The 21,931-nt window shown below is 45.2% G+C and carries 16 protein-coding genes and 4 pseudogenes; 17 read left to right on the forward strand and 3 right to left on the reverse strand.

The window, feature by feature from the left end:
* Positions 1-29: 29 nt before the first annotated feature.
* The 13 genes and pseudogenes from DMB88_RS12265 to DMB88_RS12315 all read left to right on the forward strand — a co-directional run bounded on the left by DMB88_RS12265 (position 30) and on the right by DMB88_RS12315 (position 15,306).
* Complete coding sequence (locus DMB88_RS12265) at positions 30-1,112, forward strand: lactonase family protein (RefSeq protein ID WP_128101587.1); 1,083 nt, start codon at positions 30-32, stop codon at positions 1,110-1,112.
* A gap of 392 nt (positions 1,113-1,504) precedes the next feature.
* The gene (gene hxlA, locus DMB88_RS12270) at positions 1,505-2,137 is read left to right on the forward strand and encodes a 3-hexulose-6-phosphate synthase (RefSeq protein WP_128101588.1); all 633 of its coding nucleotides are present in this window, start codon (positions 1,505-1,507) and stop codon (positions 2,135-2,137) included.
* A 4-nt stretch (positions 2,138-2,141) separates the two neighbouring features.
* Positions 2,142-2,705 carry a 6-phospho-3-hexuloisomerase gene (gene hxlB / locus DMB88_RS12275; RefSeq protein WP_128101589.1) on the forward strand — a complete coding sequence of 188 codons (564 nt, stop codon included), beginning with the start codon at positions 2,142-2,144 and terminating at the stop codon, positions 2,703-2,705.
* A gap of 332 nt (positions 2,706-3,037) precedes the next feature.
* Entirely contained in the window at positions 3,038-3,394 is a 357-nt protein-coding gene (locus DMB88_RS12280; RefSeq protein WP_056701025.1) for a winged helix-turn-helix transcriptional regulator, read from the forward strand.
* 241 nt (positions 3,395-3,635) lie between these two features.
* Positions 3,636-5,436: pseudogene (pepF, locus tag DMB88_RS12285) on the forward strand (oligoendopeptidase F).
* A 103-nt stretch (positions 5,437-5,539) separates the two neighbouring features.
* A complete protein-coding gene (locus DMB88_RS31055) occupies positions 5,540-5,752 on the forward strand; it encodes a hypothetical protein (protein ID WP_254438541.1) in 213 nt (70 codons plus the stop codon).
* On the forward strand, positions 5,749-6,057 hold the full coding sequence (locus DMB88_RS12290; RefSeq protein ID WP_254438542.1) for a DUF2500 domain-containing protein: 309 nt from the start codon (positions 5,749-5,751) through the stop codon (positions 6,055-6,057). Before DMB88_RS31055 ends, DMB88_RS12290 begins: the two co-directional genes overlap by 4 nt.
* Positions 6,058-6,306: 249 nt before the next feature.
* A pseudogene (locus tag DMB88_RS30475) lies at positions 6,307-7,761 on the forward strand (rhamnulokinase family protein); the annotation flags it as partial.
* 39 nt (positions 7,762-7,800) lie between these two features.
* Positions 7,801-8,562: a DeoR/GlpR family DNA-binding transcription regulator gene (locus tag DMB88_RS30480; RefSeq protein ID WP_174715341.1), complete on the forward strand. Its 762-nt coding sequence runs from the start codon at positions 7,801-7,803 to the stop codon at positions 8,560-8,562.
* An 18-nt stretch (positions 8,563-8,580) separates the two neighbouring features.
* Positions 8,581-9,308: pseudogene (locus DMB88_RS12300) on the forward strand ((Fe-S)-binding protein).
* Positions 9,305-10,818: pseudogene (locus DMB88_RS12305) on the forward strand (LutB/LldF family L-lactate oxidation iron-sulfur protein). Before DMB88_RS12300 ends, DMB88_RS12305 begins: the two co-directional pseudogenes overlap by 4 nt.
* Positions 10,811-11,536, forward strand: a complete 726-nt coding sequence (locus tag DMB88_RS12310; RefSeq protein WP_128101591.1) for a LutC/YkgG family protein — start codon at positions 10,811-10,813, stop codon at positions 11,534-11,536. The pseudogene DMB88_RS12305 and the gene DMB88_RS12310 overlap by 8 nt, the downstream one beginning before the upstream one ends.
* Positions 11,537-12,129: 593 nt before the next feature.
* Positions 12,130-15,306, forward strand: a complete 3,177-nt coding sequence (locus DMB88_RS12315; protein ID WP_128101592.1) for a bifunctional cytochrome P450/NADPH--P450 reductase — start codon at positions 12,130-12,132, stop codon at positions 15,304-15,306.
* 237 nt (positions 15,307-15,543) lie between these two features.
* Here the strand turns inward: DMB88_RS12315 and DMB88_RS12320 are convergent, their stop codons facing one another.
* A complete protein-coding gene (locus DMB88_RS12320) occupies positions 15,544-15,942 on the reverse strand; it encodes a hypothetical protein (protein WP_128101593.1) in 399 nt (132 codons plus the stop codon).
* Between the two features lie 121 nt (positions 15,943-16,063).
* On the opposite strand from DMB88_RS12320, the gene DMB88_RS12325 reads away from it, so the two are divergent.
* Complete coding sequence (locus DMB88_RS12325) at positions 16,064-16,408, forward strand: hypothetical protein (protein WP_128101594.1); 345 nt, start codon at positions 16,064-16,066, stop codon at positions 16,406-16,408.
* 163 nt (positions 16,409-16,571) lie between these two features.
* Here DMB88_RS12325 and DMB88_RS12330 read toward each other — a convergent pair whose 3' ends face one another.
* The gene (locus DMB88_RS12330) at positions 16,572-17,024 is read right to left on the reverse strand and encodes a hypothetical protein (RefSeq protein ID WP_128101595.1); all 453 of its coding nucleotides are present in this window, start codon (positions 17,022-17,024) and stop codon (positions 16,572-16,574) included.
* 142 nt (positions 17,025-17,166) lie between these two features.
* Positions 17,167-18,114: a glycoside hydrolase family protein gene (locus tag DMB88_RS12335; protein WP_254438543.1), complete on the reverse strand. Its 948-nt coding sequence runs from the start codon at positions 18,112-18,114 to the stop codon at positions 17,167-17,169.
* A 285-nt stretch (positions 18,115-18,399) separates the two neighbouring features.
* On the opposite strand from DMB88_RS12335, the gene DMB88_RS12340 reads away from it, so the two are divergent.
* The 3 genes from DMB88_RS12340 to DMB88_RS12350 all read left to right on the forward strand — a co-directional run bounded on the left by DMB88_RS12340 (position 18,400) and on the right by DMB88_RS12350 (position 21,924).
* Positions 18,400-18,846, forward strand: a complete 447-nt coding sequence (locus tag DMB88_RS12340; protein ID WP_128101596.1) for a RidA family protein — start codon at positions 18,400-18,402, stop codon at positions 18,844-18,846.
* 96 nt (positions 18,847-18,942) lie between these two features.
* Positions 18,943-19,755 carry a phosphotransferase family protein gene (locus DMB88_RS12345; RefSeq protein ID WP_128101597.1) on the forward strand — a complete coding sequence of 271 codons (813 nt, stop codon included), beginning with the start codon at positions 18,943-18,945 and terminating at the stop codon, positions 19,753-19,755.
* A gap of 33 nt (positions 19,756-19,788) precedes the next feature.
* Positions 19,789-21,924, forward strand: coding sequence for a class I SAM-dependent methyltransferase (locus tag DMB88_RS12350; protein ID WP_128101598.1), 2,136 nt, complete (start codon positions 19,789-19,791; stop codon positions 21,922-21,924).
* Positions 21,925-21,931: the final 7 nt, after the last annotated feature.

The raw sequence follows: 21,931 nt of genomic DNA on the forward strand, positions 1-21,931 counted from the left end.
ATTACATACACATAGAGGAGGAAACTATAATGAGTGAAACTAAACGCTTGATCGTACTGACTGGCTCTTATGCCGAAGCTGAGAATGAGGGCATTTATGCATATGAATTGAATGAGGATACAGGAAGTCTGGCGAAGCTGGATGGCATCGCTGGGGTGAAAAACCCAACGTTTGTCAACGTTGATGCAGAAGGCAACAAGCTGTATGCGATTGGTGAAGCAACTTCTGCTGAAGGCAACAAGATGTCAGAAGCGGTAGCTCTGAGCATCGATCCTGCGACAGGCAAGTTGTCCTTGCTGAACCGCAAAAACTCCATTTCCGCTCCTCCTTGTCATATCCAGCGTGACCCATCCGGACGTTACTTGATTCTGTCGAGTTACCATGGTGGATTGGTTGGTCTGCAAGCTGTTACGGATAACGGTGAAATCGGTGAGCTATTGGATGAGAAGAAACATGAAGGTCAAGGCGCACATCCTGAACGTCAAGACAAACCACATGTACACTCCGCATTCTTCAGCCCTGATGGCAAATATATGATGGTACAAGATCTCGGTGCAGATAAAATTGCAATCTATTCCATTGATGCAGACAAGAATGAATTGGTACTGCACAGTGAAACGAAAACTCACGCGGGTGCAGGCCCACGTCACTTGGCGTTTCATCCAAACGGTCAATTCGCTTATGTAATCAATGAAGTGGATTCTTCAATTACTTCTTTCCGTTATGATGCTGCTGCGGGTACGTTGACAGAAGTATCTACGGTGTCTACATTGCCAGATGGATATGAAGGTAAGGAGAATACAACAGCTGAAATTACCGTTTCTAACGATGGACGTTTCGTTTATGGTTCCAACCGTGGTCATGACAGCATCGTTGTGTTTGCTGTGGATGCAGATGCAGGACATCTGAAACTGGTGGAGCATGTATCGGCAGAGGGTGAACACCCACGTCATTTCGCGTTGACTCCAAACGGCAAATTGCTGATTGCAGCTAACCGTGACACAAACAATATCGTAACGTTCACTGTAGATCAAGAGAGCGGACGTTTGAAATACACAGGACACAGCACAGGTGTATCCAAGCCAGTATGTGTGAAGCCTGTATATCTGTAAGTTTCCTGTAAGCTGATGATCCGAATTGAGGCATTGATGTGACTTATCATTTCGCATGCGGTGCTTTGTCATATCACAGGGTTGTCCAAGAGATCACTTCCTTTCAATAGAAAGGGGTGATCTTTTTCGTGTTTTTTCGACTCGAAAAGTGAGTGGAAATACCAAATATAGTTCTTATAACAACATAAATGTATCAATAGTTTCGTGCAAGTAACTACCTCACTTCAAAGTGCGTACTTCCAGAATGGATAGTCAGGGTCTACAATAAACGAGTAGCCACAACCAAACATTGCATGCATTGAAGCAGATGGAATGGTGCAAGTTAAACATTTAGAGTCGATTTACAGGAAGTACGCCATACTCATATTTGAACAACAAAGGAGAAATAAATTATGAAATTACAACTCGCACTTGATCTCGTTAATATCCCTGATGGTATCGCACTGGTTAAAGAAGTTGAACAATATATTGATATCGTTGAAATTGGTACACCAATTGTAATCAACGAAGGATTGCATGCTGTTAAAGCAATGAAAGAAGCTTTCCCTAACCTGCAAGTTCTGGCTGACCTGAAAATTATGGACGCAGGTGGTTACGAAATTATGAAAGCTGCTGAAGCGGGTGCAGATCTGGTAACTGTTCTTGGTGCAACCAACGACATGACGATCAAAGGCGCTGTTGAAGAAGCTAAAAAACAAAACAAACAAGTTCTGGTTGATATGATCAACGTACCTGACCTTGAAAAACGTGCTCGTGAAATTGATGCTCTTGGCGTTGACTACATCTGTGTACACACAGGTTATGACCAACAAGCAGCAGGACAAAGTCCATTTGAAGATCTGCAAACGATCAAACGTGCTGTAAAAAATGCAAAAACAGCTGTAGCGGGTGGAATCAAGCTCGACACGCTTCCAGAAGTAATTAAAGCACAACCGGATCTCGTAATCGTTGGTGGCGGAATTACAGGTCAGGATGACAAAGCAGCAGTTGCAGCTGAGATGCAACGTCTTGTTCGCCAAGGCTAAGCATATGAGCACAAATCAATACGCAGCAGATATCCTGAAGGAGCTGGAGCGTACACTGAGCCAGATCGACGATGCAGAAATGCAGGTAATGGCTGAGCATATTCTGGCGGCTGAACAGATTTTTGTCGCAGGAGCAGGCAGATCAGGTCTTATGGGAAAAGCTTTTGCCATGAGATTGATGCAGATGGGTCTTCGGGTCTATGTGGTAGGCGAGACCGTTACACCAGGTATCAGTCCGAAAGATTTCCTGCTGTTATGCTCAGGCTCAGGGGAGACAGGCAGTCTAGCAGCGATGGCTCAAAAGGCTAACAAAGCTGGAGCACCTGTCGGTCTGATCACCATTAAACCAGAGTCTACCATTGGACAAATCGCAGATTCGGTAGTACGCATCCCGGCTTCAGCCAAAGAGGATACCGCCACTGCTGGAGCGTCAGTTACAATTCAGCCAATGGGTTCCTTGTTCGAACAGGGATTGTTATTAGGCATGGATGCACTGGTTCTTACGTTGATGGAAATGAAGAGTATGACCGGAGCAGACATGTTTGGACGTCACGCTAACCTAGAATAGTTGATTTGTTATTGTGTTCGATGAATTGTAATAATAGATCGATGGAAGACCGGAAACCTTTGATTGCAAAGGCTCCGGTCTTTTTCCGTGAAGTGAACCAGCGGTCTGATTTTTCGTCTTACTTTGCATCTTGTCTCTGCTGTAGTAGAATTAATAACAAGCTTTACTTATATAGGTTGTTCAAAACTCGGTACTGAAAACCACTTAATTGAACACTTATTTTATAGTATGTACTTATTATGATGTATGAAACGACGAGCGTACTCGTGTGCATTGTGCATGCGATAGGTGTTTGTTCGCGATATACGATTTGGAGATAGGGGGCTCGGTGAATGGCATCCGAAGTCAAGGAACGGATTAATCTGAAAGAGATTAACTGTGAGAAGGAACTAACGTTAGCTGTGATTGGCGGCAAATGGAAATTGATCATTCTGTGGCACTTAGGTTTGGAAGGTACCAAACGATTCAGTGAATTGAAACGACTCATCCCTCATATTACGCAGAAAATGCTGACGAACCAGCTGCGCGAGCTAGAGGAAGATCAATTAATCGAGCGTAAAGTGTATGCTGAAGTACCTCCGCGTGTAGAATACACCCTGACAGACCACGGACAGAGTCTGATGCCAGTGCTACATGCGATGTATAACTGGGGTAAGAATTATGGTGAGAATGTCATCTGGAAGGCATAACTGCCTCCGTAAGCAATATCATCTGGGATCGCTCAATACTTACGTCGAATTTATTAATGTTAGAAAATAGTATAGAAATTACTACAATCGCAGGTTATGGAGCACGTCCATAACCTGCGATTTTTTAACGTTCTGAACAAAATTTGAATCAAAAGTCTCAATTTAGGAGATGTCAGGTATACTTGCTCTCAATATGATAGGATGAGAGATATTGTAAATGTTAGGAGGATGAACAAGAACGATGGAAAAAATACGTACACGCGCTGAAGTCGCGGAGGAAACAACCTGGAATTTGCAAGATTTATTTGCCACCGATGCAGAATGGGAAGCAGAGCTTAGATCTCTCCCTGAAGCGGCTGCACATGTCGAAACATTCAAAGGTCGCTTAGGTGAAGGTGCGGAACAGTTATTGGCTTGTCTCGATGCCTTAGAAGCGCTTCAGGAACGGATCGTAAAGACCGCTTCGTATGCTCGACTGAAGCAGTCTGAAGACAGTACCAATCCTGTGAATATTGAAAATTCTGCGAAAGCAGGGACATCCTCTCTCATTTGTCATCGTCGTTGTCCTTTGTTCATTCTGAGATTACAGATCTTCCTGAAGGTACAGTGGAACGATATATAGAGGAGCTTCCAGGTCTCCAGAATTATGCTCGCAGTTTGAAACGATTAATTAAAGACAAACAACATCGCTTATCCCCGAGACCGAGAAGGTACTTGCTTCACTTGGAGAGGTCTTGGATTCACCGTACCGGATCTATCTACGAGGTAAACTAGCAGATATGAAATTCGATGATGCGCTCGATGAGGAAGACAACAATCGTCCATTGTCTTGGTCTTTTTATGAGAATAATTATGAAATGTCTTCAGACACGAAGCTACGCCGCTCAGCCTATGCGGCATTCAGTGCCAAGCTGAACGATTACAAAAATACGTTCGCTGAAGGTTATGCCGCAGAAGTGAAGAAACAGGTTGTGATGTCCCGGTTAAGGGGTTATGACGATGTGACGGACATGCTCCTTAATTCGCAACAAGTGAGCAAAGAAATGTACAATAACGTGCTGGATATTATCCAGAAGGAACTTGCACCACATATGCGAAGACTTGCTGCGCTTAAGAAAAGAGAACTCGGCTTGGATAAGTTAATGTTCTGTGATCTGAAGGCTCCTCTTGATCCGGAATTCAGTCCAGCGATAACCTATGAAGAAGCATGTAAGTTAATTCAAGAAGCACTTGCTGTGCTTGGACCAGAATATGGTGAGATTGTAGAGCGGGCATTCAATGATCGCTGGGTGGACTATGCGGATAATGCAGGTAAATCTACTGGAGCGTTCTGTTCCTCGATCTACGGTGCACACTCTTATATTCTCATCTCTTGGGCAAATAACATGCGCGGAGCATTTACACTTGCTCATGAAGTGGGACATGCTGGACATTTCATGCTTGCTGGACGCTACCAGAGTCTGACCAATACCAGACCCTCGTTATATTTCATAGAAGCGCCTTCGACAATGAATGAAATGTTGCTCGCAGACCATCTACTTCAAAAATCCGATAATCCGAGAATGCGGCGCTGGGTTATTTTACAGCTTCTCAATACGTATTATCATAACTTTGTTACGCATCTATTAGAAGGTGAACTGCAGCGTCGTGTCTACGCTCTGGCAACCAAGGATCAACCGATTACAGCCCAAACCTTGAGCCAGCTCAAAGGTGATATCCTCTCCGAGTTCTGGGGACCGGATCTGGTCATTGACGAAGGTGCGAAGCTGACCTGGATGAGACAACCACATTATTACATGGGATTATATCCATACACATATGCAGCAGGCCTGACTGCGTCCACTGCCGCCGCTGTACTTATACGTGAAGAAGGACAGCCTGCTGTGGATCGCTGGCTCGAAGCACTTAAGTCAGGTGGAAGCCTTGATCCGCAGGAATTAATGAAGCTTGCTGGTGTGGATATGTCCGGGCCAGAGCCTATTCGCTCTGCTGTAGCATATGTTGGCAGTCTGGTAGACGAACTCGAACGTCTGTATTCCTAATTAGGTTCATATAGTATATGGACGGACAAGGTAAGTAGGTTAATTACATGCACCGTCTCCTTGATTATGGAGGCGGTGCATCTCATTTCTAGCGAAAGGAAAGATGATGAATGGGTTTACGACGCAAATGTTCATCTCGGGTGCATTAAATATGGACGGGTTCGGTGTCTTTGACGACATGAACGGTGTACCAGGATTTGAGGGCAGTCAAGGCGGTTTCTTTACAGGATTCGGTTCATTTGAAATGTTAAACGCATGGATACCGATATTGTTTGGTGTGGTGTTTGTGGGATTGCGGGAATCATCGCTTATGTGATCATTTCAAACTTACGCACTTGGTCTGCCAACAATGCTGCTACATTGCTCACATTACATTCCACAATCGTGACGAAGCGAACCCAAGTAAGAGGAGGAGGAAATAGCAGAGCTTCAACCTATTATTACGTGACCTTTGAACTGGATAACGGAGAACGTATTGAACTGATGGTTGGAGGCAGTGAGTATGGAGCCTTGGTCGAAAGAGATCAGGGAATGCTTACCTATCAGGGCACGAGATTTAAGCAGTTTGAACGAGATCTACAGCAGCAGTCCGGGATAAGTACTGGACGTTTCTACACGTAAATAAGCGAATGTTGGCTCCTTCTATGCGTAAGGAGTCTTTTTGTATTCAGCAAAAAGAAAGAAACACAGGGTATTCAAACGCTTACAACAATGATATACTCGTAAAATAAAGCTAAACAGTATAAAACAAAAATAAACAAACAACAAAACACATATCAAAGTACAGAAGAATGAAGTGAACAATTCACAGGGAAACGTCAGACAAGAAATTTCTCATTATATATGTTGTAGAAAGGTAGGTGTATAGCCGTGAGTGTACTGGCGTATGATCTGGGCGCAAGCAGTGGCAGGGCGCTTCTTGGGCATCTGAATGATCGAGGCATCGAGACGCTCGAAATCCATCGATTCAAGAATGAACCGGTGAAGGTTGGAGAGCGAATGCATTGGGATATCCTGCGGTTACATCATGAGTTATTGGCAGGATTGAATCTAATAAAGCAGTCGGGAGAGCAGCCGGAGAGCTTGGCTATTGATTCTTGGGCAGTGGATTTTGGGTTGCTTGGTAGCAATGGTGAACTATTAGGTAATCCGTATCATTACCGTGATGCACAGTTTAACGGCATGATGGAGCAGGTGCGAGAAGAATTCACCTCGGAGGCAATATTTGAACGTACAGGAATTCAATTTCTCAGTTTTAATACGATATATCAGTTAGCTACACTTCGTCGCCATCATTCGCCATTACTTAATGAGGCAGAACGCTTTCTGATGATTCCTGATCTGCTTCGTTACTTTTTGACAGGGGAAGCTGTGAATGAATTTACGAACGCAACAACAACTCAGCTATATAACCCAACCAAGGGTCAATGGGATCGCGAGCTGTTAGCGCATATTGGCATTTCCGATAAGTTATTCGGTGAGGCCGTGATGCCGGGAACGCGTATAGGTCAGGTTCGAAACAGCATTTGTGGTGATCTGGGGATCTCCGCCATTCCGGTAATTGCGGTTGCAGAGCATGATACAGGTTCAGCTGTTGTAGCAGTACCTGCTACGGAGCGTTCATTTGCTTATCTTAGTTGTGGAACGTGGTCATTAATGGGCACGGAGATTGATCAACCGGCCATCAGCGCGGAGAGCTTGGCGTTGAACTTCACGAATGAAGGCGGGGCAGGAGGCACGTTCCGGCTACTCAAGAACATTATGGGTCTTTGGATATTACAGGAGTGCATGCGTGAGTGGGAGCGTCAAGGGCAAACGATCAGTTATGCTGAATTATTAGCGAAGGCAGAACGCTCGACGCCATTTGCGAGTCTTTTTGACCCGGATGATGATCTGTTCCTTGCTGCTGGAGATATGACCACACGCATACAGCAATATTGCCGGGAAACAGGGCAGGCGCTGCCTCAAGACCAAGGTGCGATTGCTCGTTCGATTTTGGAGAGTCTTGCACTGAAATATCGAAGAGTTCTGGGATGGACTGAACAGCTCTCCAAACAATCTTTCAACGGATTGCATATGGTGGGTGGCGGTATTCAGAATCGTCTATTATGTCAATGGACAGCGAATTCAATTGGCAAACCGGTATGGGCTGGTCCCGCAGAGGGAAGTGCAATCGGAAATATGGCGGTGCAGTGGATGACAAGTGGAGCCTTTAAAGACATTTGGGAAGCTCGTAGAGCCATTCGGGATTCATTCCCGATTACAACGTATGAACCACAAGACAGGACAACTTGGGAAGAGGCGTACGGTAGATTCATACGTATCACTGATTCATTCGGGCACAAGCTGAGAGCGAGGTGTAATATGCTAGCAGCAGAGCGGTATGACCGGATTGTTGAGTTGGTTAATGCAACCGGCAGTATGCGTGTATCGGAACTGAGTGAACGTTGTCGTGTGACAGAAGAAACCATTCGTCGCGATCTGGATCGATTAGAGCAAGCCGGAAGGTTGAAACGATCTCATGGCGGGGCGGTTAGCATCAAGGAGGATCAACCAGAGATTCCGTATCGGGTGAGAGAAACGACGCATGTGGAAGAAAAGAAACGCATTGCCTTGGCAGCGGTATCCATGATCCGCCCCGGTGATCGCATTCTGCTAGATGCCAGTACAACGGCAGGTTACATGGCCGCTAATATGCCAGATATCCCGCTTACGGTGTTAACTAACTCAATTCAAGTAGCTACAGAGCTGAGTAGCAAGGATCGAATCGAAGTGATCTCTACGGGAGGACAGTTGGCTGGACGTTCGTTGTCTTTTGTAGGGCCGCTTGCGGAACGTTCCTTGGAGACATATCATGTCGATAAATTATTCTTGTCATGCAAAGGTGTTCATCTGGAGAGCGGGGGTATTAGCGAGTCCAATGAGCTTCAGGCTAGATTGAAGCAGAAGATGGTTGCCATATCGGATCAAGTTATTCTACTTGCAGACACAAGCAAGTTCGGTGTCCGTGCCTTTGCTCGAGTAACTGAGCTTAGCGCTGTTCACGCAATCATCACGAATCAGCCGTTAGCCGACGATCTCATGGATCGGATGAGTGGATATAACATAGAATTAACGATTGTTTAAGAGATGGAGGGCGTAATCATGAAAGTCTCCTTGTTTATTACCTGTCTAAGTGATGCCATCTATCCTCGTGTTGGAGAAGCGATGGTTAGATTACTTGCCGCTCATGGCGTTCGATTGCATTTCCCACCTGTACAGACGTGTTGCGGTCAGCCTTCCTATAATAGTGGCTATTGGGATGAGACACGGGTGGCAGCCAAAACGATTTTGGAAGCGTTTGATGACAGTGATTTTGTTGTGTGTCCTTCAGGCTCATGTACGTATATGATTCATCATTATCCAGAGCTATTTGCGGATGAACCGGAATGGCTGGAGAAGGCGAAGAGACTGGAAGCGAAGGCGTATGAATTTACACAGTTCCTGGTGCAAGTGTTAGGGATTACGGATGTCGGAGCACGTTTTCCACATAAGGTAACGTATCATCCATCCTGTCACGGTAGCCGTCTGCTCGGGGTAAAAGATGAACCGATGGCGCTGTTATCCGCGGTAAAAGGATTGGAGTTTGTTCCGCTCCCGTTCAGTGAAGATTGCTGCGGGTTCGGGGGACGTTTGCGATCAAAATGTCTGATATCTCAGGAGCGATGGTCACAGAGAAAGTGGATCATATCAAAGAAACGGATGCTGAGGTATTAGTTGGACTTGATATGGCATGTCTAATGAACATCGCAGGTAATCTGCGATATCGCAACGAACCGGTGCGTGTGATGCATTTGGCCGAATTGCTATATGAGGGGGTGCAGACCGGATGAGCCAGCCAGGTGTAATGGATGTTACGGTAAAGGAACGTGCAGAACTTGCGTTGAACGATGACTTTTTACGCAAAGCCGTAAGGTTCACAACAGAACGTTTACGTAATGGAAAGAAGTCCGCATCTGAGGAGCATGGAAACTGGGATGAATGGCGCGAGCGTGGACGTCAGATTCGTCTGCATACGATCGCTCATTTGGATTATTATCTGAATGAGTTTGTAAATAATGCACGAGCAAACGGGGTTCATATTCATTTTGCAGAATCCTCTGTACAGGCGGCTGCAATTGCTCTTGATATTGCTGCTCATAATGATGCTGCGTCTGTCGTAAAGTCGAAATCGATGGTCTCCGAAGAAGTTCATTTGAATCATGCCTTGGAATCGGCAGGGATCGAGGCAATTGAGACGGATCTGGGGAGTACATCATCCAGTTGGCTGGTGAAGCCCCATCTCATATCGTTATTCCCGCCATTCATAAGAACCGATACCAGATTGCTGATCTCTTGTCCAAAGAAGCAGGCGAAATTCTAGAGCCGGACACGACCGTGCTTGCTGGCTTTGTTCGCAAAAAGCTGCGTGAGAAGTTCCTTGAGGCTGAGATCGGCATGACAGGCTGTAATTTTGCCATCGCAGAGACAGGATCCATGGTGCTATTCGAAAATGAAGGTAATGCTCGGATGGTATCCACGGTACCCAAAACACAAATAACACTGATGGGAATGGAACGGATTATCCCTTCGTGGACAGACCTGGAAGTGATGGCTACGCTATTGCCACGTTCGGCAACAGGTCAGAAGCTTACAATGTATATGTCGGGTATAACCGGTCCTCGTCGTAGTGAAGATGCGGATGGCCCAGATGAAATGCATATTATTATTGTAGACAACGGTCGTTCCCTCCAGCTCGGTGATCCAGAATTTCAGGAATTGCTGAACTGTATTCGCTGCGGTGCTTGTCTTAATGCTTGCCCGGTCTACCGTCATATCGGTGGTCACGCCTATGGGGGGACATATAGTGGGCCAATCGGTGCTGTGCTGACACCTGCTTTGAATGGCAACATTGATGAATGGAATGATATTGCAAGTGCTTCGAGTTTGTGCGGAGCATGTTATGAGGCTTGCCCAGTCAAAATTCCACTCCATGATATGCTGGTGTATTTGCGTAGACGCAAGGTGGAAGAAGGTCATGGCAACAAGCTTGAAAGTGCAGGTATGAAAGGGTTCGCCGCGGTTGTATCTAATTCCAAACGATTCAGCGCAGCGATACGTCTCGGACAATTAGGTCAGAAGGCCGTTGTACGTGACAACGGTATCTCACTTAAGCTTGGCCCGCTAAAAGGATGGAATAGTTACCGGGTTGCACCGAGTCTAGCTAAACGTTCCTTCCGGCAACAATGGAACAAGCTGGATCAGGAATTGAATCTGGAGCCAACGAAAATGGATGCATCCATCCAGAATCGCATGGAGCAGATTCTGCGTGAACGTAAGGAAGGAGGCGGCAAGCATGAGTAGTGAACACCAGCAGTGGTTGGATCAATTAGAGAAGAAGTCTCGTGAGCAGCAAGAGCATTTCATGAATGACATTGCTTCCAAACTGAGAAGACCCAGACAGAGACATGCTCCAACGCAACCATTCCGTGGTGCGCCTTCTTTCTGGAATGAGCTGGGGTGGGATGAGGAGAAGCGTATCCAGGCATTTACTGAAAACTTTGTGAGTGTGGGAGCGCATATCGCTCGTGTTCAGAATTTAGAGGAAGCCTCTCAGTTTATTACAACAAAAGCAAATGAGCTTGGTGCCAAATACCTCATTAGACAAAATGAGCAAGCGATGACTGACTTGGGACTCGAACACACCCTTCCCGATGTGCAAATTTCCGTCTGGAATACGAAACTGGATGAGAACTGGCGAGCACGTGCGGCCGAAGCGGATATCGGCGTAGTTATGGCAGATTATGCGACGGCTTATACAGGCTCTGTTACCGTGTTATCCTCACCTGAAAAAGGAAGGTCGGTTAGTTTGCTTCCTACGGTTCTAATCATTATTATTCCGGTGGAACGTCTGTATACAAGACTAGGTGAAACGCTGAATCGATTCGATGATGTTGGACGAGAAAACCTTCCCGCGGGTATTCATTTTATTTCAGGCCCAAGCCGTTCCTCGGATATTGAAAATGATCTGACCATCGGTGTACATGGACCGGGTATTGTCTATGGACTTATTATGGGCTAACTACCTTTATCACAGTATATCTAGCTGTATAATGTTATTCAGAACTGCCTGGAAGCGGCTAATCGTCTGCTGAGGGCAGTTTTTGTTTTCCTATAGAGTTTTTCAAAAAGTCCGCTTTGAATTGCGAAGTATGCCTGACGGCATCTTTTTAGGAAAGAAGAATCAAAAAATCTGGGGATAACAGCGATCGGAAGATTGTTCTGTAATTGGAGTGGCAAGTGTAAATATTCTTAAGTTCAACTTATATAGGTACTGAAAACCGTCCTTCCTGAACACGCACCTATAGTCCTATGACTTTGAGACTGTTGAAGATTAGCGCTTGAAATGTTAGGGTAAATGAGAGAAGGAAAGGGCGTTTATCGAATCGGTTCATAAATTCCCTGAGTTGCGACTCATTTTTTTTACTTCAAAATGACCATTATACGAATTCGGTCAGTCAGTCTAAAAGTTGTTTTTCGGTAATTTGGATTAAATGTGAATATTTGCAGAGAATGAAGTTATGCAGTTAAACCTCATGTATGAATCGTGAGTTAGGTATGTCTAATGAAGTCATTATTTTTTGTAGTACTCATTACTTGGAAAGAGGAGTGAGCATGATGTCATCCATTTCAGTACCACAACCCAAAACCTTTGGTCCACTGGGGAATCTGCCGCAATTAAATTTTGACGAGCCAGTACAATCATTAGTCAAAATAGCAGAGGAGTACGGCCCGATCTTCCGAATGGATTATCCTGGACGAAGCGAACTGTACATTTCAGGCCATAAGCTCGTAGCCGAAGTAACCGATGAATCTAAATTTGATAAAAGAGTGTGGGCGCCACTCGCGAAGGTACGTGCCTTTGCAGGAGATGGCTTATTCACGAGCTGGACGGAGGAGCCAAATTGGAAAAAGGCTCATAATGTGTTGCTTCCAAGCTTCAGCCAACGTGCAATGCAAGGGTATCACAACAAAATGATTGATCTAGCGGTGCAGTTAGTTCAGAAATGGTCACGTCTGAATCCGGATGAGACGGTGAATGTTCCTGATGATATGACACGCTTGACGCTGGACACGATTGGATTGTGCGGCTTCAACTATCGATTTAATAGCTTTTACCGGGAAGAGCCTCATCCGTTCATTACAAGTATGGTGCGCGCGCTGGATGAATCCATGAGTTCACTTCAGCGTCTACGTCTGCAAGATAAATTAATGATTACGAAGAAAAAGCAGTTCGAGCAGGATATACGCTCCATGTTCTCACTGGTGGATCATATCATTGCCGAGCGCAAAGAACAGCCACAAGAAGGGGCAGACGATCTGTTGTCTCATATGCTCAGTGGCAAAGATCCTGAGACTGGAGAGACGCTGGACGATGAGAATATTCGGTATCAGATTATCACGTTCCTGATCGCGGGTCATGAGACAACCAGTGGCTTGTTATCCTTTGCAATCTACTATCTGATGAAGAATCCGGATAAGCTGGCCAAGGCTCAAGCGGAAGCCGATCAAATATTGAAAGATCCAGTTCCAACATACAATCAGGTTCGTAATCTGAAGTATGTACGGATGGTATTAAACGAAGCGCTGCGATTGTGGCCAACGGCTCCAGCGTTCTCCTTGTATGCGAAGGAAGATACTGTCCTAGATGGGCAATACCCGTTACAAAAAGGGGATAGTGTGAGTGTTCTGATTCCGAAGCTGCATCGGGATGTGGAAGCATGGGGAGAAGATGTCGAGGAGTTCCGACCAGAGCGTTTCGAAGATCCAAGTAAGGTACCACATGATGCGTACAAACCATTTGGGAATGGTCAACGTGCGTGTATCGGCCAGCAGTTTGCGCTGCAAGAAGCAACGTTAGTGCTGGGCATGGTCTTAAAACATTTTGAACTGATCGATCATGCAGACTATCAATTGAAAGTAAAAGAGACGCTGACACTTAAGCCGGATAACTTCACAATTCGTGTTCGTGCACGCGGAGGACAACCGGTGATGGCTGTGCCAAGCGTGGTTATGGAAGAAACGACGATTCAAGCGAAGAAAAAAGAGCCGGACGCTGTTAATGCTCATCACACACCTATGCTTGTGCTATATGGTTCTAATCTGGGAACTGCTGAAGGTATTGCTCGCGAGATTGCAGATAACGCTAGATATCAGGGTTTCCGAAGTGAGGTTGCTGCACTGGATGATCGAGTAGGCAAGCTGCCTAAGGAAGGCGTCGTTGTTATCATTAGTGCATCCTATAACGGACAGCCGCCAAGCAATGCCAAAGCCTTCATCAATTGGATTGAGCATGCTGATGTAGGTGAATTCCAAAGTGTGAAGTTCACTGTACTTGGTTGCGGAGACCATAACTGGGCCAGCACATATCAACGGATCCCTCGTTTAATCGACGAACAACTATCTTCAAAAGGGGCGGAGCGTTTATCCCCACTTGGCGAAAGTGATGCGAGCGGTGATTTCGAGAAACAGGTTGGTGATTGGACTGAACAGTTGTGGCCTGATCTTGCCCGCACGATGGATCTTAAGCTAAACACAAGCTCAAATAGCGAACGTAGCTCGTTATCTGTGCATTTCGTCAGCGGATTTGCTGTTACGCCACTTGCGGAAACTTATGATGCTCATGTTGCTCAGGTGTTAGAGAATCGGGAGCTCCATGATGCTGGAAGCGAGCGGAGTACACGCCATTTGGAGATTAAGCTGCCAGAAGGAATCACTTATCAAGAAGGCGATCATCTGGGTATTCTGCCACAAAATCCGCCAGAGCTCGTTGAACGAGTTCTTCAGCGATACGGATTCACAGGGACAGAGCATCTGGTTCTAGATGCATCAGGTCGGAGTGCAGCACATCTTCCATTACATCAGCCAGTCAATTTGTACGATCTATTGAGCCACAGCGTTGAGCTTCAGGAAGCAGCAACGCGAGCACAATTACGAGAATTGGCCGCATATACGGTGTGTCCGCCCCATAAGAAGGAGCTAGAGGCACTTTTAGATGAGTCCGTATATATGACAGAAGTACGGAATAAACGGATTTCGATGCTGGATTATTTGTTAAAATATGAAGCTTGTGAATTACCGTTTGAACGATTCCTGGAGCTATTACCTTCCTTGAAAGCCAGATATTACTCCATATCCAGTTCACCACGTGTGCAGCCTGAACAAGCAAGCATTACGGTTAGTGTGGTACGTGCGCCAGCGTGGAGTGGACAAGGAGAATACAAAGGTATTGCTTCGAACTATCTTGCAAACCTCAAGCCAGGCGAAGAGGTTGTGATGTTCGTTAGAACACCTGAGTCGGGATTCAGATTGCCAGAGCGTGCGGAGGTTCCTGTAATCATGGTTGGGCCAGGTACCGGAGTTGCACCATTCCGCGGCTTCCTTCAAGCACGTCATGTGCTGAAGCAGCAAGGGCAGCAAGTTGGGGAGGGGCATCTGTATTTTGGATGTCGGAACCCAGATCATGATTACTTGTACAAAAATGAACTTGAAACCGCGGAACAGGAACAATTGGTTAAGCTTCATACTGCCTTTTCCCGTTTGGATGGACAAGAGAAATGTTATGTGCAGCATTTAATGCGTGATGATGCCCATCAGTTGATCCCTCTGTTGGAACAAGGAGGACACTTGTACATTTGTGGTGATGGTAGTAAAATGGCGCCGGATGTAGAAGATACGCTGAAAAAGGCGTATGCTGAGGTGGGTGGTCATACAGCAGAGGAAGCTGATGCATGGCTCGATCGCTTACAACAAGAGGGGCGCTATGCGAAGGACGTATGGACAGGAATTTAAGGATCCCTAAGCACGAAGTATTGCCAGAACTACGAATTAAGACCAGGCTGGATTTGTAGTCGTGCAGGTGGTGTAATCTATGTACAGGCGGTGGGTCAGAGTGTGCTCTGTTCCTCACCGCTTTTTTATGGCATGTGTACAAAGTAATAATCTCATAAGTGGGGTCAGATTTCAGAGTTGATTATCTGTGCCGTTCTATTAGTTTTGATTCAACATCATCCTGTAGAGTTGCTGGCGTTATTTTTTTCTGTGTGTGGTTGACCGATAGATGGACTCCACTTGACTCAGGGGAAATAGAATACGGGAAGGGAATTTTCCTTTGCCCTGTAGCTCCAGGTAATCTCGGCCTATGCCTACTAGTCGGATATTGTTGAATTCATTTCCTGACGGAAAGACCGTACGGATTCCTACACGAACGCCTCGACAGGTTGGAGGAATATCAAATACACGAATGGAATAAAGACTAAGTGGAATGAATAACTGCCGATTGACTTTAATAAAATGTCGTGTGTATACACGGGAGATGCGACCTGGCTCTAAACCAGACAGGGGAGCATTAAGCTCTGCGAGCTTTCCTTGAAGCTCAGACAATCGTTGTTGAAGGCTTTTACCCGTATGAAGCCGTTTCCTGTTCATAAGTAGTCCTCCGTTCTCCATTTATACCTAATATATGAATGGATGGGGGCAAGGGGTGAGTATCGGTTAGCCCATGTTCATTAACAACTGGAATGGATATCAGACATAAGGAGTGATTGAAATGATCGTGGATATGTACAAAGATCTCATTCGAGATGAACGCGGAAATTATTATATTGCTGTACAGATTGATCAGAATGTACTCACACTTGTGAATGCCTTTGTAGAGGCATCCTTCACACCAGAACTGATCTACAATGAAGAATTCCGTACCAAGTACAAGGAGCTTGATGGTGGTTTTGTTGGTAAAATTGCGATGGATCTCCTTCGACATGATGTTGTGATGGGTATGAAGGAGATCGACCGTAAATTGCTGAATCTGGCGGAGGTTGAAGAGCAATATACGGTGAATTTTATTGATACCATTGAATTTTATCGTCATCCAGCATGGGAACGCAAAGCGTAAGGTGCTGTTCTCCAATTGCATCTGAGAAGAGTTAAAGTGAACCGCGTGTACGGTACTTCAAGTCTGAGAACGTAGTTCGAGATCATACGAACCAGTTCAATAGTGACCTCTAATGGAGGTCAGAATGAGTTGACACACTGCAATAACAGCGTTTGTGATCTTATCAAGGCGTATCTTGTCTCAGACGCTGCAGCGCACCAATAATGATCTCTGTTTGCTTACTAAGGTATCGCAGTTCCTTCAAGGTGCAATCCGAATAATTTAGAGGTAGCAATTGTAAAAAGAATTTGAACAAGGAATGCTGCTCCAGGTATAGCCCTTTATCTGTACCGTCAATTAAATTAATCGTCACACTATAGGTGGAGAAGGCGTTTTTGATATTGTTTTCGAGCATGTAGAGATTCGTATCGTTAGTGGAGTCATAGCTATGAATGTAATGATCAAGCTCTTGATGATATGCAATCATGGTTAGGATGATGTGATGATAGGAAAGGTTAGCAGATCTTTCGATATGTTTTCGAAGCTCATGATAATCATAAACGTAGATGGCCAGAATCATTAGGCTGAGTGCCGAGAATAGCACGATCATATATTTTGATGATTTTATTTTATGCATCGTAAAATCCCTTTTATTTATGTATTCTCATAGATGGATAGAGTTATTGATCATAACATAAGAAGCTTGTCAGAGATAATGGATAAAAGAGGAAAGGCCTAAACGCTCCTGTAGTCAGGTTCGTTTAGGCTTTTGTCGATGTTTATACTGAGCTGTGTCGCAGCTCATTTTCTGGCCGCAAACGAATGTTTAATTGCTCGTCTCTTGGGCATATCAGTTTACCATCAACGACATCTAGCCTGGCAGCTTGAATCGAGGATCTACGAGCCGGCTCACTAGCATGGTCGACACCTTCAACACGGTCAGGATGCGTAAAATAGAAAATATAGGCTTCGTTATCCTGTACAACCACATCAGCATGCAGCCCAATTACACCATCATCGACTCGAACTCCGGGTTGATCCAGAATCCGATTGTTCCACTCCCACTGCTCTAGATCATCCGAGCGATATACGGCCTGTCCCCGCCACTCATCCACAATCATCCAATACGAATCCCGGAAACGAAAAACATTAGGCCCTTCATGAGCTGAACCTGTTATTACAGGGCCAATGACTTCCCAGTGATAGAGATCAGAGCTGTCTGCTGCATACGTATGAGCACCGTTGGCTTCGTCCTTATACCACATACGAAAGCGTCCATCAGGAAGCGGGTAGATACAAGCGTCAATGACACGATCAGAGCTAAGCTTTAATGTGCCGTGGAATGTCCAAGTCAATAGATCCGGGCTAGTGTAATGCAAGAGGTGACGAGAATGACCTGGCCAATCATGAGGTACGCCTTGAATGTAGCTGACATACATATGATACATTCCATCATGCCAAAAAATTTCTGGTGCCCAGAACGTATTATGACCCCACTCATGTTCCAGCCCCGTTAAAGTACCTCGATATGTCCAGGATTGTCCTCCATCCAATGAAGAAGCTACGCCTAGATCTGTACCGTGAACCCAAGCGAATTTGGGGCCACCTGCTGTAGCTCTTCGATTTGTGTAGATCATCCACCATGCTTGTTCAACATGATTCCATACAACAACGGGGTCAGCAGCACCGTCATAAATGGGATCTCGAAATAAGGGTGCACTCATCATTACGCCTCCTATCGAATAAATGCAGAATAATTTCATTCAAGTAAGACTGTCTTCAATCTATCGTATTAGAAAATAAATGGAATTACAATATAGATATTTCAATTGAACAGAATGAATATTTTTATTAATCTAACATCATAATTAAATTTTAGATTCTGTAGTAGTATTACTGATCTTATTTTAGTAAAACATCGTGTAAGATGAATAGAAAAATATGCTAATATTTATCTTAGCTAGGAATGATTAGAGGCTAATTACCAATATGATTACTTGGGAGAGATGAGAATGATCCAGACGAAGTTGAATGAATTGGGTATCGTTTTGCCACAAGCAAGTGCACCCGCAGCCAAATATGCAAACGCAGTCATTGTGAATGGCATCATGTACGTATCAGGCAAAGGGCCAAATACGGAAGAACGTGGCAAGCTGGGGGGAGAATTTACAACAGAGCAAGGATATGATTTTGCGCGAAATGCGGGCATTGAGGTTCTGGCCGTCCTTCAGGATGTGCTCGGCTCACTTGATCGCGTCAAGCGTGTCATCAAAGTACAAGGTTTTATTAACGCAACTGCTTCTTATCAGGAACATCACAAAGTGCTGAATGGCTTCTCGGATCTCATGATGGATGTATTTGAAGATCGCGGGGCTCATGCTCGTTCTGTGTTCGGAGCGGTGTCTGTCAGAGATAATTTACCACTGATTATTGATTCTATTTTTGAAGTAGAGGAATAAAGGTTAGCAAAGACAAACGAATCATGTTCGCAGCAAAGCCCTAGTCTTAGGTTCATGTAAATAGGTTCATAAAAGGTTCGTTAGGGAGAGACGCACATGAGACTGTTAGGTCAAGGAAACACCGCTGATGTATATGAATATTCGCTTACTCAGATTATGAAGCTGTATAAAGTGGGTTATCCACTGGATGCGGTTCAGAGAGAGCTGCGTATTACAAAATTAGTTCGAGAAAAGGGATTGAATGTACCTCAGGTTGGGGCGTTGGTGGAGAAGGAAGGACGTAACGGTATCGTGTTCGAGCGTATTGAGGGTAGCACGATGTTGTTGCTGATGATTCAGCAGCCTGACTTGATGGAGGAGCTTTCAGTGCGTTTGGCGCAATGTCATTATGATCTACATGCTCTAGCTGATCATGAGGGAACTCTCCCAGTACAGAAAGAGATATTGATAGGGGCAATTCACCGTGCTCCATTGCTGTCAGACCAAGATAAAGAGCGGATTATAAAGTATTTAGCGAACCTTCCCGAGCGTCAGCAGATTTGTCATGGGGACTTTCACCATGATAATGTCATGTTTAGTGAAGCAGAAGATCAGCTTTGGTTGATTGACTGGATGACAGGTATGTCGGGCGATCCAGCGGGTGATGTTGCTCGAAGTTGGGTAATATTAATGAGCGGTTCGTTACCTGAGGATGTCGATCCTACAATGAAGTTAGGGTTTGAGACATCCCGTAATACGTTGGTAGACCGGTATATCCAGCAATATTTATTAATCTCTGGCTTAAGTTGGGAGGATGTAGATACTTGGATCTTACCTGTTGCTGCCGCTCGACTGGATGAGCAGTTATCGGAACGAGAGGCTGAGCGAGTCATGACGTTTATACACGATCGTCTTCTTCTGTTAGACTGATTCATTGACATTACATAACGAGGTGAACGTTGTATGCTGCAATCATTAGAAGCCATTCAATTATTCAGATCAGAACACATCTTAGAGGCAGAGCAGCAGCCTTGGCTGAAACTGCTTGTCGAAGCAGAGCAAGTGAACATTAATCTTGAACGTATTCATTCCATAGCTGAGCTTGAAGAGACGAATCTCGTTTTGGACTATGTGGAACGCACGCTTCAGGTGCTGGATCGACTTGAAGTGTCGTTTTGGGTGCGTGATATTGTGGAGGAAGTGCTGGCTTGGTCAGAGATTGCCAAAGCGGGCTCGATGAACCAACGCCGTGCGTGGCAGAGAGCGGGAATCAATCTATTCGTGCATAACATCGGTTCTGCACAATTGTATGATCTGTACCACCGCCAGGGTCACGACACCAATCATCACACCACACGATATGAGATTATTCGAACGTTAATTGCAACTCACGGACTCGTAGGTCAGTATATTCGTGGGGAAATTCCTTTTGCAGAGAACACACCGCTTCATACCTTTATTTCAAAAGGATGGCTGACAGAGAATGAACTGCATACCATTCTTATGACATTAAACGAATGCATTATTGCTGGCGTTAACTCTGAGCTGTGGCAACAAGTGCAAAGCGAAGCGCAGGAAATTATAGGCTGGATCGTGACGGAGTCAGATCATCGGGATTGGACGATGCAGGAACGTTTGTCTCGTTTGAGAAGTGCCTCAATCCGCCGGGGCGAGGATGTAAATTCCGCTTATCAAGCGATACAAGATCAGTGGGATATTGATCTGGCATTATCTCCATTAGAACACCGAACCTTGTGGTATGTAGAGTCGGCGTTGCAGGATTTCTCATTGCAGGAGATGATCAAGGTTTTGTTGCTGACCATACATCGAGCTCCGATCCAATCGCTAGCGTCCAACGTTACGAAGCCTGATGATGAACGTCCTGTTTCACAGGTTCAACACATTAGTTTCGAACCCTTGATGAACAGCATGTATTACGATTACAAAGGTGTTAAGAAACTGAATGTGTATAAGAAAAGAATGATTGAAAAGTATCTGGAGCAGTGGTCATGGGCACAGATTGAATCAGATCATGAGATCGTATACCCTCATCTGGCTCATCGGGTAGAACGCCACCCTGAATTACCGGATACCGTATTTGTCAATTTTGAATTCTCGCCGGCTGCTGAGAAGTTAATTGCCTTCTGTATTGAAGCTGAGAAATCACCATTATATGACAAGGCTGTGCTGCTGTTATTTGATCTGTTTGGATTACGGCGTGATGCTTATGACCGGTTTCATAATGAAGAAACGTATCTTGCGGATATGAATAGCTCCGGTGATTACAAAAAAGTACTACTCGACTATATGGTAGGTAAACGAGTGTTAGATATCGGCCCAGGTGGTGGGGTATTACTGGACTTGATCGAACAGGAGAAGCCTGAGCTGGAGCCGATCGGAATTGATATCTCGACAAATGTAATTGAAGCGTTAGAGCGGAAGAAGCAGCTGGAAGGCCATCGCTGGCAGGTCATGAAGGGGGATGCACTTCAGTTGCATCAATACGTTCAGCCTGGAACGGTGGATACGGTTATTTTCTCATCCATTCTGCATGAATTGTATTCCTATATTGAACGCGATGGTCAAAAATTCAATCAGGATACGGTGATTGCTGCTCTTCAAAGCTCGTTCAATGTGTTATCTCCTGGTGGAAGAATTCTTATCCGTGACGGCATCATGACAGAACCTGTAGGTCAGAAGCGTCGCATTCGGTTTCTTGAACCTGAAGGGATGCGCTGGTTGGAACGATATACGCAGGACTTCCAAGGGCGGACGATAACCTATGAAGTTTTGTCTGAGAATGAGGTGCTGCTTCCGATCAATGATGCGATGGAATTCCTGTACACATACACTTGGGGTGAGGAAGCCTACGTACACGAGATTCAGGAGCAATTTGGCATATTTACGCCATCTGCCTATGAGCAATGTATTCATGAAGCATTGGGTGATGAGGCACAGATCATCACTCTGCAGCATTTTCTACAACAGGGATACACAGAGGCGCTTAGCGGACGGATTGAATTCATGGATGAAGAAGGGCGTGAGACTTCACTACCAGATAGCACCTGCCTGATTGTGATTGAGAAGAGAAGGGATTGAACCATGC

The sequence above is a fragment of the Paenibacillus sp. DCT19 genome, from assembly GCF_003268635.1.
GTDB lineage: Bacteria > Bacillota > Bacilli > Paenibacillales > Paenibacillaceae > Paenibacillus.